At 30.1% G+C, this 15,917-nt stretch carries 13 protein-coding genes; 6 read left to right on the top strand and 7 right to left on the bottom strand.

Features of this window, described 5'->3' with window-relative positions; all coding sequences use genetic code 11:
* The first annotated feature begins 36 nt into the window (after positions 1-36).
* A complete protein-coding gene (locus tag ABZA65_RS07130) occupies positions 37-1,206 on the top strand; it encodes a tyrosine-type recombinase/integrase (RefSeq protein WP_373072111.1) in 1,170 nt (389 codons plus the stop codon).
* A 7-nt stretch (positions 1,207-1,213) separates the two neighbouring features.
* Here the strand turns inward: ABZA65_RS07130 and ABZA65_RS07125 are convergent, their stop codons facing one another.
* Both ABZA65_RS07125 and ABZA65_RS07120 read right to left on the bottom strand, forming a co-directional pair.
* The gene (locus ABZA65_RS07125; protein WP_373072109.1) at positions 1,214-1,810 is read right to left on the bottom strand and encodes a phosphoribosyltransferase; all 597 of its coding nucleotides are present in this window, start codon (positions 1,808-1,810) and stop codon (positions 1,214-1,216) included.
* Positions 1,810-2,658 carry a DNA-processing protein DprA gene (locus ABZA65_RS07120; RefSeq protein ID WP_373072107.1) on the bottom strand — a complete coding sequence of 283 codons (849 nt, stop codon included), beginning with the start codon at positions 2,656-2,658 and terminating at the stop codon, positions 1,810-1,812. Before ABZA65_RS07120 ends, ABZA65_RS07125 begins: the two co-directional genes overlap by 1 nt.
* 767 nt (positions 2,659-3,425) lie before the next feature.
* On the opposite strand from ABZA65_RS07120, the gene ABZA65_RS07115 reads away from it, so the two are divergent.
* The gene (locus ABZA65_RS07115; protein WP_373072105.1) at positions 3,426-3,647 is read left to right on the top strand and encodes a hypothetical protein; all 222 of its coding nucleotides are present in this window, start codon (positions 3,426-3,428) and stop codon (positions 3,645-3,647) included.
* Between the two features lie 199 nt (positions 3,648-3,846).
* Here ABZA65_RS07115 and ABZA65_RS07110 read toward each other — a convergent pair whose 3' ends face one another.
* The 5 genes from ABZA65_RS07110 to ABZA65_RS07090 form a co-directional block, all read right to left on the bottom strand.
* Positions 3,847-4,464, bottom strand: coding sequence for a hypothetical protein (locus ABZA65_RS07110; protein WP_373072103.1), 618 nt, complete (start codon positions 4,462-4,464; stop codon positions 3,847-3,849).
* 49 nt (positions 4,465-4,513) lie between these two features.
* Positions 4,514-4,912 (bottom strand): hypothetical protein, encoded by a 399-nt coding sequence (locus tag ABZA65_RS07105; RefSeq protein WP_373072101.1) that lies wholly within the window; start codon positions 4,910-4,912, stop codon positions 4,514-4,516.
* A gap of 3 nt (positions 4,913-4,915) precedes the next feature.
* A complete protein-coding gene (locus ABZA65_RS07100) occupies positions 4,916-6,415 on the bottom strand; it encodes a GNAT family N-acetyltransferase (RefSeq protein ID WP_373072099.1) in 1,500 nt (499 codons plus the stop codon).
* The gene (locus ABZA65_RS07095; protein WP_373072097.1) at positions 6,412-7,635 is read right to left on the bottom strand and encodes a hypothetical protein; all 1,224 of its coding nucleotides are present in this window, start codon (positions 7,633-7,635) and stop codon (positions 6,412-6,414) included. The genes ABZA65_RS07100 and ABZA65_RS07095 overlap by 4 nt, the downstream gene beginning before the upstream one ends.
* A 267-nt stretch (positions 7,636-7,902) precedes the next feature.
* Positions 7,903-9,030: a hypothetical protein gene (locus ABZA65_RS07090; protein WP_373072095.1), complete on the bottom strand. Its 1,128-nt coding sequence runs from the start codon at positions 9,028-9,030 to the stop codon at positions 7,903-7,905.
* Between the two features lie 128 nt (positions 9,031-9,158).
* Between ABZA65_RS07090 and ABZA65_RS07085 the strand changes: the two genes are divergently transcribed.
* Genes ABZA65_RS07085 through ABZA65_RS07070 form a run of 4 tightly spaced genes read left to right on the top strand, consistent with a single transcriptional unit; the run spans position 9,159 to position 15,832 of the window.
* Positions 9,159-10,718 carry a type I restriction-modification system subunit M gene (locus tag ABZA65_RS07085; RefSeq protein WP_373072093.1) on the top strand — a complete coding sequence of 520 codons (1,560 nt, stop codon included), beginning with the start codon at positions 9,159-9,161 and terminating at the stop codon, positions 10,716-10,718.
* Between the two features lie 9 nt (positions 10,719-10,727).
* Positions 10,728-11,927 carry a restriction endonuclease subunit S gene (locus tag ABZA65_RS07080; RefSeq protein WP_373072091.1) on the top strand — a complete coding sequence of 400 codons (1,200 nt, stop codon included), beginning with the start codon at positions 10,728-10,730 and terminating at the stop codon, positions 11,925-11,927.
* Between the two features lie 18 nt (positions 11,928-11,945).
* The gene (locus ABZA65_RS07075; protein ID WP_373072089.1) at positions 11,946-12,968 is read left to right on the top strand and encodes a hypothetical protein; all 1,023 of its coding nucleotides are present in this window, start codon (positions 11,946-11,948) and stop codon (positions 12,966-12,968) included.
* 2 nt (positions 12,969-12,970) lie between these two features.
* Complete coding sequence (locus ABZA65_RS07070; RefSeq protein ID WP_373072087.1) at positions 12,971-15,832, top strand: type I restriction endonuclease subunit R; 2,862 nt, start codon at positions 12,971-12,973, stop codon at positions 15,830-15,832.
* Positions 15,833-15,917: the final 85 nt, after the last annotated feature.

The raw sequence follows: 15,917 nt of genomic DNA, 5'->3' as shown, positions 1-15,917 counted from the left end.
CCCAAACCGTACCCTTAAATCAAAATAGGAATTTTAATGGCTCTTAATGATTCTCTTAAAAAAATCAATATACCTGTACTAGATACAAAAGGATTATATCTAAAGGATAGTTCAAATCTCTTTTCAAAAAAAGAACTAAATAAGAATGATCTAAAAAAATTAGACTACGAAAATATTAGTATAGTACTAAAATTCTATTTTCGAAATAAACAAATCAAGAAAACTATCTCTTTCAATAGCATAACTGGCTTACAAGCTATAAAAAAGGCTATTTCTAAAAGAACTGAATTAAAAGAAGAGCTTGAGGAACACGGTCTTATTAAGAAGAAAGACTTTAAAACATTAAATGAATATTGGGATGAATATGTGACTTATAAAGCTTCAATTTGGGATCCAAATACAAAAATAACAAATACAACTTTTTATGATAAGTGGATAAGAGATAAAGCTGGAGAAATTAATTTTGAAAAAGTAACTACAAGAGACTTACAAGATATAGTCAACTTAATTTTAAAAAGTACTAACCCATTAACTAAAAAAATTTATTCACCACGCACTGCTTTAAGTGTAAAACAGCAAATTAGATCCTTATACAATTATTATATGAAACAAAATGTTATTGATAAAAATCCTGCTACAAATATTGAAATTCCAAAATTTGACAACACTGTTAACTTTGAACTTAGTGACGAAGAACGTCTAAAACTATTTGAGGCAATAAAATCATATCCTATACAAAAGTATAAAGGGGTCATGCTCTTTATATATGCCGGTAGACGTTTAAATGAAGTACTGACTCTTGATTGGAGAAATATTAATTTTAACTCTAAGACATACAATATAGAAGGTATTTATGCTAAGAATAGACGAAACCAGGAATTTCCACTTAATCCACTTCTTGAAAAATTTTTATTATCTTATGATCAAAAAAGCTCAGGTTTAATATTTACTGCACATAAAGATAGAACCAAACCATTAAGTCAAGAAACATTTCGTAGACACTGGAAAAAACTTATTGATAGTTTAGGCATTAATATGAGAATACACGATTCAAGACATTTACTTGGAAATACAATGATAAACAAAGGATATAGTTTAGAAGCGATAGGAAAAACGATGGGACATAGTTCTGTACATGTAACAAAACGCTATGCTAAAACTGATTTAAATACTGCAAATGATGTTTTGAGTGATTATTTAAATTGAACAATTTCTATCTCCATGTATATAAAGCTAAAAATAATCCTATGACTCTTTTAACTGTCGGTTCCTTTGATAAGATCATATCTTTCCATGCTCTATAATGAGCACCGGTTGTTAATACATCATCTACAATGACTACAGTTTCGGCTTTTGTATTAAACCCTAACCATTCAGTATTATTTTGAATATCCTCTACCTTTCTTGTCCCTCCATTATGTGACTCTTGAACATCAATTTTGGTATCAAATGGAATTTCTATTACTACATTAGGACATTTCAGCTTTAGCTTTCTTACCGTCTCATCAATTCTATCATTAAATAATTCAGAACTTCTATTTTTAGAAGTTGCTGCAGGAATCACTACCATTACATTGTTATTAAAACTTTCTATTTTAGACAAATATTTTGCAAATTTGTCAACCGCTTTATCCCTATAATACCATTCTGCTTTACCTTTTTTTTCTATCGGTTTTTTAAAATTAAACAATAAATCATTCACTTTAGAGCCTTTATAACCTTCATTAGTTGCCTCAAAGAAATAATAGCACTCATCACTATCAAGCAAATTCAATCTATTATGTAATTTATGGTCATATTTTGTTAACATTAAAGATTATCCACTATATCTTTTATACTCTTTACTCTAATAGCACCATGTTCTAGATATTTTTTTGGCCATGTTATAGATGAATTTTCAAAACATGAATCAAGTATAAATAATTTTCTTCCCATATTTATACATGCTCTAGCTTGGGTTAGAGAACCACTCGTGTCAGAAGCTTCAACTATAATTGTGGCATCAGATATAGCTGCCATTACTGTATTTCTTTGTGGAAAATAAAATTTTTTGCTATTAAATGGTTCTTTAGAATATTTATAAATTGGTACATGACTAATTAAAAGATGCTTGTTAGCTATTTCATCTTGTAGAGACTTATTTTCTTTTGGATAATATTGATTTATTGGTGTTCCAATTACACCTATTACTTTGCCACCAACATCAATTGTAGCTTCCATTGCACTTGTATCTATTCCTGCAGCTAAACCAGAAACGATTACATAACCTTGCTTTACTAATAATCTAGCTATTTTAGCAGCTCTTCTTCTTCCTTCTTCACTTGTTTTTCTTGCACCAACAATAGATATTCTTTTTTCTGCCTCTAGTAATCCTAAATCACCTTTATAGTAAAATAGCTTAATTTGATGTTTTGGATCTTTTAATGATTGCGGATATTGTGCACTTTCTGCTGTAATAACTGAAAAATCTTTTGGTATTTGAGAAAAAAAACCTTCAACTTCTTCTTTTTTAGTCATATCACTTAAATCAAATGATGCTTTAGAAGGAATAGAAACATTTTTTAAAAAAGTTGCTATCTTAGCTAATGTCGAACTTTGTCTTGCCCACAAAGTTTCATAAGCAATTAGTTCTTCATAAGGTGAAACAGCGCTAATCATTAAAACTCTCCATAAAATTGTTTTCGTTATACTTATATTACTAGTTAGTATATCAAAAACATTATAATATTATTATAATACAACATATTAAAATAAGGTTTTAAAACATATGCCTGAGTCACATATATTATTACTAGAATTTATCTCCACAATATTTTTTAGCATAGAGTATTTTCTTTATAAAAAAGAAATTAACTATATAAATAATCTTATAAATATTAACATCAATAGAAGCTTCTATAGCAGTAAAAGACATTATATTATTCAAAAGTTTAAATTAAAAAAAAATATTAAATACTATATAATAAGGATATTTATATCAATTACAATTTTAATTATTATATATAAGATTATGCTCTTATACAAAGTCTACACAATGAATGAGATTATGCTCTTATCTACATTATTAATTCTTTCTATAATTTACGTTGCATATGCTTTTTACCATTTTATTTTTCATACTTCAGGATGGTTAAGAGTAGTTTTATTTGCTACTTTTAAAAAGTTTTTGTATATTGTCAAAAAAGGAGCTTTAGTAGCCATAGGTCTAATTCTGTTGCTTTTATCTTTTGTAGGTAAGTTCCTTAACATGTATGGTTACAAGTTTGACATAATTGAATTAGTTTCATACATATCTATCAGTGTCAGTATTTTAGTTTTATTATTTTTTTTGTCAAGTCATATTAAATTAAAGAATAAAATAGATATATATTAGTATCCATTTACACTTATTACTATAATACTCAACGGTAATTAAAAGGTATAAAATGCTGATAATTAAAAAATATAATATGGCCATAAATTTAGATAAAGATAAGAAAAGTGTATTATCTTTCGATTCAAAAGAAAATGGAATCAACATCCAAAGTGAATGTATTTTAAATAGTGTTAACAGTGATATTGCAGCTTCAATAAAAGAACACTTTAAAATTAATTTGTCAGCTTATGGTGTTGAGATAGAAAACAAAGTAATTGAGATTAACATATGAATGAAAAAACATTTTATAAATACTTTATTGTATGTGTATATATCAGCGCATTTATTTTACTTGTATATAGTTTATATAAACAAAGTACTTTTGGTATATTCGTAAGTATTGGTATAGGCTTTATAATTTTGGGATATGTCCATAGTGAGTCTTTTAGAAAGGCTCTTAATAAGTTTTTTTAGTTTTATTAAATAAATATTTACTTTTTTAATACACATTGCAATAGTTCAACTATATCTTTCAAAAATGGCAGATGTTCTCCAAATAACATTAAAAGAGTATACACGATTATAAATATTGTATAAGATATTGATATTCTTTTTTCTTTAACTACGTATATTTTAAGCTTATTATATCTATACCAAAATACACCCATAACTATTAACAAATAAGCATTGAAACCAAAATAGGTAAAGTATGTACTTGGATTAACAAGCTTTAAATTAGGTATATTTACTAAAAATAATATGACCTTTGAAATTGAAAAGAGAAGTACATAATATAATGGTAAAATATTTAATTCTTTGCTTATACCAATTTGATTAATCATAGATACATCTTCTAAAATATTGTTATCATTTTTTACATTATAAATAATTTTTTCATTTTGATCAAACAAATATTTAATCATATAAAGTATGTATATTGAAAAGAGTACATATACTCCCAAATAATATGAACCAAACCATTTAATATCCTTAACACAAACAAAATAATTCTCAACTATTAAATATGCAAATGTCAATAACGCCCAAAGCAGCGCAAAAAACCAATTATTTTTATATATATTTTCTGCATATGGTAGATGGATTTTCATATTTTTCCTTTTTGTAGGGCTTTAGAAAATAGTTCAATAAAACTAGACTTCATCTGACACTACATAACTCTAAGTCTTTATCTGTATATAGGAAAGATTGCGGGGCCTTAAAATTTCTTATGACTGATTGTGCTATGATAGGCTCTTTAAAAATTTTTAGATTTGTAATTTTAATTGCATATCCAATTGATTTACCAGAGTAATATTTATCATATTCATTAGAACTAATACCAGCATATTTAGAGCATCGCTCCCATAGTTTGCTAGGTTCATCCATAATAACATCTTGTATGTTAAATGAAGCTACTATACGCATTGTTGGAGCTGAGGCATAAATATATACTTTGTTCACTTCTTTTTTAAATATTTTTTTTCTAAATTCAAACTTTTTACTACCGTCCAATATATGTTTAACGTATTTCGGTTTAATTGAGATGATGACATTCATATATTAGTATTCATCCCTATAGTTGAAATATTGGTAATTGTCATGTTTTAAAATTTTTCTAAAAGATGTATCATCTATCTCAGTAATAGCTTGCCAATTCTTATATTGTGTATTTGATAATAGCCACTCTCTTGTAAGTGGAGTATTAAAATGACTAATAATTCTAAATAAAACTATGAGTGTGTCTTTTTTAGAATACTCTTTAATCTGCTCATAGTTGTAAACAGACCTTTTTATTGAATATTCCAAGACTTTATTAAAATCATTAGCTTTAGCATTTTTTATATGTTCTACAATACCGAGTGTAGTGATAGCTTTACGATCTTCTGAACGATAAAATAATACGATATCTCCTGAAGACATTTTAGTATACTTAGAATGAGATAGGTATATTTTTTTGATTGTATTTCCAGCTTGTAGATTATTATAAAAAAACTGTTGTTGTTTTTCGATTTCTGGGAAAAGAATTCTATGAAAAGATGGTTGAATTGGTATAAAATGTTTCTTTGTTCTATGAGCATCAAAATATGGAAAAAACTTTTTATGATATTCAAAGCTATCAAGCTGACGGTTATATGGTGCTGAAGAAGGTATCTCTTTTACATATACTATATCTCTTTGTTTTGTACATAATTCAAATTCTTTAAATCCAAAGTCTTCAATAAGATTAATAAGATATTCTTGCTTATTCTTTTTAGTTGTTAAGTAAATATTTTTATAATCATTTTTAAGTGCAAAACTAAATATTTTTTTTAAAAAAAGCTCTCCTATCTTTTTACCTTGCTCTTGTTCGGAAACTTTTAATGTTGATATCTTAAGTGTTTTACCTTCTAATATCTCTCCGTTATGTGTAATAACAGGATTCATCTCATCTTTATAAATAATTAATCCACCCAAAGAGTTATCATGCCCATTATATATCCAACAATCTCTTGCCTCTTGACTTATCCTTTTAAACCATATGCTGAACTCAGGATAGTCAAGCTTTAAAGAATCGAAGAATGGTTCATTAATATTTAGATTATATACTTTGTTATTTATAATATTAGGATATCGGTGATCTTCAATAGTATGCAAGAGTTCCAAAGCATGTAGGGCTTGCTTTAAAAAAAGGACTCTTGTATCCAATCCTAAATACTTTGCTTTTTTATGTATCCCAACATCTTCAGTAATTAATATACCGACCGTTTCTTTAACTAATGCGAATAAAATAATATTGTCTACTTCATCGTTCCTAGTTGATGAATTTAATCCTAAATCATTTAACTCTGTTTGCGTAGGGATTGGTGGATATTCAAGAGCTTGATATCTTTTAACTTTTGAAAGGCTAATACTTTTCCTAACAGGATCTTTGTCTTGCAGTATATCTTCAATAGAATATGGATGTACAACTATCTGATGTTTATACAGAGAACATAATCTTAGGAATTTTGAATAGCTTTCATCCATGACTTTATTATCTTCAAAGTGAATGAAGATATTTGTGTCAATTAATATCCTCATTTTTGTTTTTCCTTGATAAGTGTGTGGCTATCTTTTTTAACAGATAAAACATCTCGTTTACCCTGTTTATTGTGTGTAATTTCTTTTAGTGGTTTTGTATTAACACCATCATTTTTGAAAGTATTTAAATCATCTTTAATGGAGAGTAAAGTATCTGAACCTGCATTAACTAAATTCTTCACAATATGGAGCTCATTGTTTATAGATACTATCGATTTATTGTTATCTAAGGCAATATGTTCTAACCCCTTAATCTTGGTCAGTTCAATTGATTCTGAATGAGCATTATAATAGTTAAAACCATATGTAACGATAATACTTGACAATAATCCAATTGCGGTTAAGAATATGAATGCTTTACTCTTTATAAATTGAGTCGCTTTAACTTGCTCAAACTTACTAAAAATGGTGAAGTCATGGAATAATTTCCTTGTAGTTTCTCCATTATCCGTCTCTAGAATTTCTTTCTTATATTGATACGCAAGATAGCGGTCATTATTTTGTACTTCCATATACCGCTTCCATTGTTCTGCATCCTCAAGGGTTCTTGTCTTTGGTCTTTCAGTATGAGTTGAAAATATAGGAGTAAGATCTATATCTGCTATTAAGAACATATTGATTCTATTAAATATACTCTTAGATTGATGTATCTTCGTCTTCAATGTAGTACACAGTTTCCGAAATTGATTTATATTAATTTCAATGTTGATATGATCCTCATTGATACCAGTTAAAGCAGAAACTTGCCTCTCACTCCTTTTAAATATTTTACCATCAGAAATATTTTTCAATCTAAATCTAAAATAAGTGAGTTTTTCTTTTGTATCGCCTAAGATATTAAAAGTTAATAATGTACCATTTTGGTAATTAGGTTCATGTTCTATTTCTGATAAACAAAAACTAAAGACATCTCCATTCTCACGAGTATAAAATTTACAATTTGGGGCAGTGCTTAATCTCTCATCTGCATAAACTTCCTCGTTAAAAATGATAGATCTAATTGATTCGTCTGTTTGTATTATCTTTGTTAAATTAATAACATTTTCTTCTTTAATCTGAAAAGGCACATAAAAGTATACTGTATCATTTTGCACTGCTTTTGATAACATTAAACCAAAGTCTATAGCATCATGCCCTTTTCCAAAAATCCAGCAATTTATATGTAAATCCATATTTATATCTGTATTTTCAGACCATATAGCGAAGGAAGAATTTGTCAAAAGAGCTCCTAGAAAAGTGATATAAGATAATATCAATATTTTAATTAATGTCCTATTTAATATGATGTTTGTTTCGGTTATAATTAATGGGCGCAATGAAATCAGAACTCATAGGAGGAAGAATGTTTCTCGTAAATTTTAAGATTGCATCACATTCTAGTGTCTCACAACCTGTAATTTTTGGAACAAGAAAGGCATTAGTATAATTATTTGTGTAGAGAGTGTTGCAGAGCATGAAATCATCTTACAATAGCAAGTCATTAAACCTTAGACTATATCTTCAAAACTTATTATATCTTCTGAAGTTCTATAAGTTGGTAAACCATCTTTAAGTGGATTTCTATTATCAAGATGACGCCTTGCCCATTCTAACCATTTCATAGTCTCTAATGGTATCTCTTCATTATTTACTTTAGCTTTCTCTTCTACTGCTGATATGTAGTTTTGAAGCTGCATAGTAAAATGCCAATCTTTGACTTGCTGTTCTAGTTCTTTAACCTTCTCCTGTTCAAGGATTTCACATTTCTCTTTATACACTCTTTCTAGCCTAGCTTTTTCTTGGTCTTTCTCTTCTTGTTCCCGTAAGAGTCTATTTTCTTTTTTTACAGCTGCATACTTAAAAATAGCCTCTATAAAACTTGGTAATAGTTCCTCTAGTGTATAGAGTTTTCCAGCTGACCATGTTTGCCTCATATTTCCAACATAGCTTTTAATCATTAAAGATACTTTTCCACTTGGAGTATATTCTCGAATAGTCTGGTCCCAATATCCATTATTTACAATGGTTGTTTTTGTAATATTTGATTTTTCTTCTACTGCTATTTGTATCTCTTCACCATCAACCTGAACATATGTACCATATCTATTGAAAACATCTACGGTATATCCTTCTTTCTCAAACCATTTTATTAATGCATCTAGTACTCTGAGTACATGTATAGATTGTTTTTGAGATATCCTCATATCAAAACCACCATTTCCTGAATGCAGCATTCCATACTCATCTGGTTTTCTAGACTTTAGTTGGTCTCGAGTTTTAGCGATTATTAGATGTGGTCTTGAAAGTGTTTTTTTGACAGTGATTTCATACTTTTTAGAAAGAGGTTCTATTGAACTTTTTACTTTTATAGCTAATTTATTTGTAATATTTTTCAAGTCTCTATTATTCTGAACAACCAACAAAGTTAAAGTATTATATTTTGGAAGTATAGGAGTCTTTATATTATGACCAAAAGCTATCCTTTGCCAATGCCCTTGTTTAGGTAAAGGTATTAAAAACTTATTACACAACTTCCTTAGTTCAGTAGCTGATACATTGTGTTTAGGAGCAAGCTTAGTAAATGGTTCACTCCACACTTGTTTATAGAGTTGCTCTCTGTTAATAAACTTAATCATCATATATCCAATAATAAAAATTAATACTCAGTATATGCTATAAAAGAAAACACTATTGCTCTTAACAGTACTTCAATAAAATTTAGATATTATCCATACGAATATTAATATAATGGAACAACTATTTAATGAGCGAAGAAGCAAAGAAACTATTAGAACAACAACTATGGAATATAGCAAACACACTTAGAGGTAAGATGGATGCTGATGAGTTTAGAGATTACATATTAGGTTTTATTTTTTACAAGTACTTATCAGAGAAGATGGAAGATTATGCAAACGAGATACTTGTAGAAGACAACATCACTTACTTTGACATCATAGGCTCAGATGATGAAGAGGACTACATAGAGGCTATCAAAGAAGAGGCTATAGAAAAGCTAGGTTACTTCCTAAGACCTGAAGAGCTATTCTCCGAGGTTGCTAAAAGGGGTAATGGTTTAGAAAACAACTTTATCTTAGAAGACCTTACATCTATCCTTAGAAACATAGAACAAACAACTATGGGAACAGAGTCTGAAGATGACTTTGTACACCTTTTTGAAGACCTTGACTTAGCTTCAACTAAACTAGGTAAATCTGTAGAACAAAGAAACAAGCTTATAGTTCAGGTTCTTACACACCTAGATAAAATCAACTTTGAACTTAAAAACCACGACAGAGATGTTCTAGGTGATGCCTATGAGTATCTTATAGCTCAGTTCGCCGCAGGTGCAGGTAAAAAAGCAGGAGAGTTCTATACTCCTCAACAGGTATCTAAAGTATTAGCAAAGATAGTAACAAATGGTAAATCAAAACTAAAATCAGTTTATGACCCAACTTGTGGTTCAGGTTCACTTCTTTTACGTGTTGCTAAAGAGGTTGAAGATGTATCTGCTTTTTATGGTCAAGAGCTTAACCGTACTACATACAACTTAGCTAGAATGAATATGATTATGCACGATGTTCACTACAGAAAGTTTGACATCAAACAAGATGACACACTAGAACATCCACAACACTTAGAAGAGAGATTTGAAGCTATAGTTGCTAATCCTCCTTTTAGTGCTAAATGGTCTGCTAATGACTTGTTTTTGAGTGATGATAGATTCTCACAGTACGGTAAACTAGCCCCATCTAGTAAAGCCGATTTTGCTTTTGTACAACACATGATACACCATTTAGATGAGAATGGTACTATGGCTATTGTCCTACCTCACGGGGTACTGTTTAGAGGTTCAGCAGAAGGTCACATAAGAAAGTACCTTATAGAAGATAGAAACTTCCTTGATGCTGTCATAGGTCTACCTGCAAATATCTTCTATGGTACAGGTATTCCTACTTGTATCTTGGTATTTAAAAAATGTAGAGAAGATAGTGATAATATACTTTTCATAGATGCTTCAAACGATTACAAGAAAGTAAAGACTCAAAACTATCTTACAGAAGAAAATGTAGCTAAGATAGTTAATACTTATGCTTCAAGGACTGAAATAGAGAAATACTCTCACCTAGCTTCAATGGATGAAATCAAAGAAAATGACTACAACCTAAACATCCCTAGATATGTAGATACTTTTGAAGAGGAAGAGCCTATTGATTTAGATGATGTTAGTTTTGAACTAAAAGCTCTTGAAGTTGATATGGCTAATACAGATGAAACCATAGCTAAGTTCTGCGATGAGCTAGGCATAGCTAAACCATTTTAGGGATTTATGATGAGTAATGTACCTAAGTTAAGATTTAAAGAGTTTAGTGAAGAATGGGAAGAAAAGTCACTTAAAGATTTAACTAAAATAAATCAAGGACTTCAAATACAAATATCTGATAGATTTACAGAACAAGTTGAAAATAGCTATTTTTATATAACAAATGAGTTTTTGAAAGAGACTTCAAGTAATAAGTATTTTATTAAAAATCCTCCTGAGTCAGTATTATGTACCGAAAGTGATGTTTTAATGACTAGAACAGGTAACACAGGACAAGTAGTTACAAATGTAAATGGTGCTTTTCATAACAACTTCTTTAAAATAAAGTATTCTGATGACTTAAATAAAGACTTTTTAGTAGAGTTTTTAAGGTTAAGAGATACTCAAAATATGATATTAAGATACGCTGGTACTTCAACAATACCTGATTTAAACCATGGTGACTTTTATAGACTTAAAATAAATCTACCATCAAAACAAGAACAAGAAAAGATAGCTTCATTTCTTACTTCAGTAGATACCAAAATAGAACAGCTAACAAAAAAAGAGGAGCTTTTAAAGCAGTATAAAAAAGGTGTAATGCAACAAATCTTCTCTCAAGAGATTAGGTTCCAAGCTAATGATGGTAGTGAGTTTGAGGATTGGTATGAGAAGAAGTTAGGGGATATACTTATAAGCTCAAGATTAGGTGGAAATTATGCTAACTCTGAAAAAGAAAACTCTACTCCTTTAATTAAAATGGGTAATCTTGATAGAGGTAAAATATTGTTAAATAAGATTGAGTACATCGAACAGAATGAAACCATTGATGATAAAGATTTAATTCAATACGGAGACTTATTCTTTAATACAAGAAATACTCTAGATTTAGTTGGTAAAGTGGCAGCATGGAGAAATGAACTACCAATAGCTTACTATAACTCAAATCTAATGTTGATGAAGTTTGAAAATAACTTCTTTATGAACTATAGGCTTAACTCATTTGATGGTATAAAAGCTTTAAGAAGGATAGCAACTGGAACAACTAGTGTCGCAGCTATCTACACTAAAGATTTATTAAAAGTTACTCTATCAATACCTTCTCTAGAAGAACAAACTAAGATAGCAAACTTCATATCATCTATAGACTCTAAAATAGAGCAAGTGTCAGCACAACTAGACTCAACAAAAGAGTTTAAAAAAGCATTGCTACAGCAGATGTTTGTGTAAAAACTTAAAGGTAAAATATTGAAAATAATAAAAGATATTGAAAATAAAGTAATTACGGCGTTAGATGGAGAAAAAGTTTCTACATTTAGATTATTAATATTTCAATATGCAGATTATTTCATTAAGAATAAAATCAATGGTGCAGTATTTATAAAAAACACTTCTACTCTTTCTAAAGGTTATGAGAAAGAATTTAATAAACATATTAATTTTTATAAATATTGCCAAAAATATCATTTGTATAATTTAACTCCATGTAATATATGTCAGAAAATGATAGATTTATCATATGATACATGGGAGAGAGTTAAGTTTATAAGAAAAAGTAGTCTCCCTTTAAAAATTAATGAAGTTACAATAACTGAGAACCTGCTATTTGAATTGAATAAGTACTTAGAAACTTGTATTACTAGAACAATAGAACTCTTTGAAGCTGTAAGCGAAACAAGGAATGGGAATGATATTGAGTTTTTTGTTCAACAACCAAATGGTCAATATGTTTTTTATCCTATGCAAGCAAAGATTTTATATCCCAGTCTAAAGTATGAAAAAATACCATACACTACAACAGGTTCAACTGTAAGTCAAACTGATAAGTTAATCAATTATGCAAAAAAAACAAATGGAATACCGTTATATTTACTGTACAACTATAGTCCAGTATATGATTCAAAGCTTAATAACTATGGATGTTCTATTGTAGATGCAAACTACATAAAAAAGCATCATTATAAAAAAAATCCAACTTTTAATGATTTCCATGTAAACTCTACAGGTGGTCAAATCGTTGCTAGTCCATGGTATATACTGGTTTGCCCTGAATTTGAAGATGATTCTCTAACAAGAACGATAATAGGTACACCACATACAAAAAGTTACACTAAAAAAGAGCTGTTAGATAATAATGAATGGAAAAAACTCTCATTCAATGAAGCACTTACACTAGATAAAGAACCCTATGGTGATTTTGTAGAGCAAGAAAACTTCTCACCTAAATATAGAATAGTTATAAACAATAAAAATGAAGACAGGTTAGATTAATTATGAGTAGACAAAGTGAAGCAGTATTAGAAGAGAACCTTGTAAAGCAGTTAGCTAGTGGTGGTTATGAGAGAGTATCTATCAATGATGAAGCAGACCTATTAGCTAACCTAAAGAAGCAACTAGAGAAGCATAACAAGACTACTCTAAGCGACACTGAGTTTGACAGAATAATTAACCATCTAAACAAAGGTAATGTCTTTGAAAAAGCTAAGATACTTAGAGATAAGTTTGCTCTTATTAAAGATGATGGAGAGACTTCATATATAGAGTTCTTAGACTCAGAGCACTGGTGTCAAAATCTATTTCAAGTAACGCAACAGGTTACAATAGATGGAAAGTACAAGAACAGATATGATGTAACGCTACTTATTAACGGCTTACCTTTAGTGCAGATAGAGCTAAAAAGAAGAGGCTTAGAGCTAAAAGAAGCCTTCAATCAAATCAACAGATACCAAAGGCACTCTTATGGCTTTAACAGTGCTTTATTTCACTATGTTCAAATCTTTGTTATCTCTAACGGTGTAAATACTAAGTACTACTCAAACAACAAAAAGCAGACATTTAAGCAGACATTCTTTTGGGCAGATAAGGACAATAAGAACATCACAAACCTAGAAGAGTTTACAAGTGTCTTTTTGGAGCGATGTCACATTTCTAAGATGATATGTAAGTACATAGTACTAGCTGAGACTCTAAAGATACTTATGGTTCTTAGACCTTATCAGTACTATGCAGTTGAAGCTATAGTTGATAGGATTAAAAACACCAACAAAAACGGCTATATATGGCATACAACAGGTTCAGGTAAGACTCTTACATCATTTAAAGCCTCTCAGATACTCACTAAACTTCCTGAAGTTGACAAGGTGGTGTTTGTAGTAGATAGAAAAGATTTAGACTATCAGACATCCAAAGAGTTTAACAGCTTCTCAGATGGCTCTGTGGATGGTACTGACAACACTAAGGTACTGGTAAATCAGTTCTTAGGTCAACACAAAGATAAAAAAGGTGTACTAAAAGACTCTGACCTTATCATCACCACTATTCAGAAGCTAAACACTGCTATAAGTAAACCTCATTATCTAAAAGATATGGAAGCTTTAAGAGATAAGAATATAGTCTTTATCTTCGATGAGTGTCACAGGTCACAGTTTGGGGAAACTCACAAGAACATTACAAGCTTCTTTACCAATGCTCAGCTCATAGGTTTTACAGGAACACCTATCTTCCCTGAGAATGCTGTAGGTAACAAGTATGGTAAAAGAACTACGGCAGAGCTGTTTGATGAGATACTCCATAGGTATGTTATTACAGATGCTATTAGCGATGATAATGTTCTAAAATTCTCTGTAGAGTATGTAGGTAGATACAAAGAAAAAGAAGATAGTGCAACTGCAATAGACATAGAAGTTGAAAACATAGACATCAAAGAGCTACTAGAGAGTGATGAGAGAATAGACAAGATAGTTGATTATATCATAGCTAACCACGATAGAAAAACTCATTCTAAAGAGTTTACAGCTATGATGTGTGTGAGCAGTGTAGATGTTCTTACTAAGTACTATGAGTTCTTTAAGCTCAAGAACCATAATCTTAAAATAGCTACTATCTTTAGTTATTCTGCTAATGAGGACGATAAAGATGCTAATGGTATCTATGAACTTGATGAGAGTGACGGTGCACATATAGATGAGTCTCACATCAATAAGCATTCAAGGGATAAGCTTGAAGAGTACATACAAGATTATAATGCTATGTTTGGCTCTAAGTTTACAACACGTGACTCTCAGAGCTTCTACAACTACTACAATGACATCTCTAAGAAGGTAAAAAACAGAGATATAGATATACTGCTAGTAGTCAATATGTTCCTCACAGGATTTGACTCTCCTAGCCTTAATACTCTTTATGTAGATAAGAACTTGAAGTATCACGGGCTTATACAAGCTTATAGTAGAACAAACAGAATATTAGGTGAGAAGAAGTCTCAGGGTAACATCGTTTGCTTTAGAAACCTAAAGAAGAACACAGATGACGCTATAGCACTGTTCTCAAACAAAGAAGCTAAAGACATAATCCTAATGCAACCTTATGATGAGTATGTAAGTAGGTTTAATGAAGATGTTAAAAAGTTAAAAGCTATAGCTCCAACAGTTTCAAGTGTGGATGAGCTTGTAGATGAGAATGCAGAGCTAGAGTTTGTTCAAGCCTTTAGAGCTTTAATGAGAACAAAGAACATCTTAGATGGCTTTAGTAACTTCAAGTGGTCTGATTTGGATATGTCTGAGCAGGAATATGAAGACTATAAGTCTAAGTATCTTGATTTATATGACAAGATGAAAGGTCAAGGAGCAGGTGAAGGTGATAAGGTCTCTATTCTAGAAGATGTAGACTTTGAGCTAGAGCTAATACACAAAGATGAGATTAATGTAGCTTACATCTTGAAACTCTTAGCAAAATACACAGAAGCAGGTAGCCCTGAAGAGAAGAAAAAACAAAGAGAGAACATCACAAACATCCTTAACTCTAATCCACAGCTTAGAAGTAAACGTGAGTTGATTGAACAGTTTATAGATACTTCACTGCAAGGTATCAACCCTGATGACATTGAAGATGAATACGATAAGTTTGTTGAAGTTGAGAAAGAGAAGGCTATAAGTGCACTAGTGGAGAAAGAGAAGCTACACAGAGCAGAACTCACTAATGTTATAGACACTTATCTTTATGATGGTAGAAAACCGCTCAATGACGATATAGCTAAAACTCTACAAGTTAAACCAAAGCTCTTAGAGAGGAAGAAAGTGATACCTAGAATCCTTGATGAGATAGTTGGATTTGTAGAGAAGTTTTATGATACGTAAAAGAAGTTTTAACAAAATAACACTTCTGATATTTGATAAGAAGTTAGAGTTTGAAGAAATGATTGATATTTTGAAAAAACTTGAA

This window comes from Sulfurimonas sp. (genome assembly GCF_041583195.1).
Lineage (GTDB): Bacteria > Campylobacterota > Campylobacteria > Campylobacterales > Sulfurimonadaceae > Sulfurimonas.
The sequence above is the reverse complement of the archived record's forward strand: the minus strand, read 5'-3'. Positions and strand labels throughout refer to the sequence as shown.

Excerpts from the sequence above, each read along its gene's own strand:
- ABZA65_RS07130 (WP_373072111.1), top strand. The coding sequence starts at position 37 with ATGGCTCTTAATGATTCTCTTAAAAAAATCAATATACCTGTACTAGAT.
- ABZA65_RS07125 (WP_373072109.1), bottom strand. The coding sequence starts at position 1,810 with ATGTTAACAAAATATGACCATAAATTACATAATAGATTGAATTTGCTT.
- ABZA65_RS07120 (WP_373072107.1), bottom strand. The coding sequence starts at position 2,658 with ATGATTAGCGCTGTTTCACCTTATGAAGAACTAATTGCTTATGAAACT.
- ABZA65_RS07115 (WP_373072105.1), top strand. The coding sequence starts at position 3,426 with ATGCTGATAATTAAAAAATATAATATGGCCATAAATTTAGATAAAGAT.
- ABZA65_RS07110 (WP_373072103.1), bottom strand. The coding sequence starts at position 4,464 with ATGAAAATCCATCTACCATATGCAGAAAATATATATAAAAATAATTGG.
- ABZA65_RS07105 (WP_373072101.1), bottom strand. The coding sequence starts at position 4,912 with ATGAATGTCATCATCTCAATTAAACCGAAATACGTTAAACATATATTG.
- ABZA65_RS07100 (WP_373072099.1), bottom strand. The coding sequence starts at position 6,415 with ATGAGGATATTAATTGACACAAATATCTTCATTCACTTTGAAGATAAT.
- ABZA65_RS07090 (WP_373072095.1), bottom strand. The coding sequence starts at position 9,030 with ATGATTAAGTTTATTAACAGAGAGCAACTCTATAAACAAGTGTGGAGT.
- ABZA65_RS07085 (WP_373072093.1), top strand. The coding sequence starts at position 9,159 with ATGAGCGAAGAAGCAAAGAAACTATTAGAACAACAACTATGGAATATA.
- ABZA65_RS07080 (WP_373072091.1), top strand. The coding sequence starts at position 10,728 with ATGAGTAATGTACCTAAGTTAAGATTTAAAGAGTTTAGTGAAGAATGG.
- ABZA65_RS07070 (WP_373072087.1), top strand. The coding sequence starts at position 12,971 with ATGAGTAGACAAAGTGAAGCAGTATTAGAAGAGAACCTTGTAAAGCAG.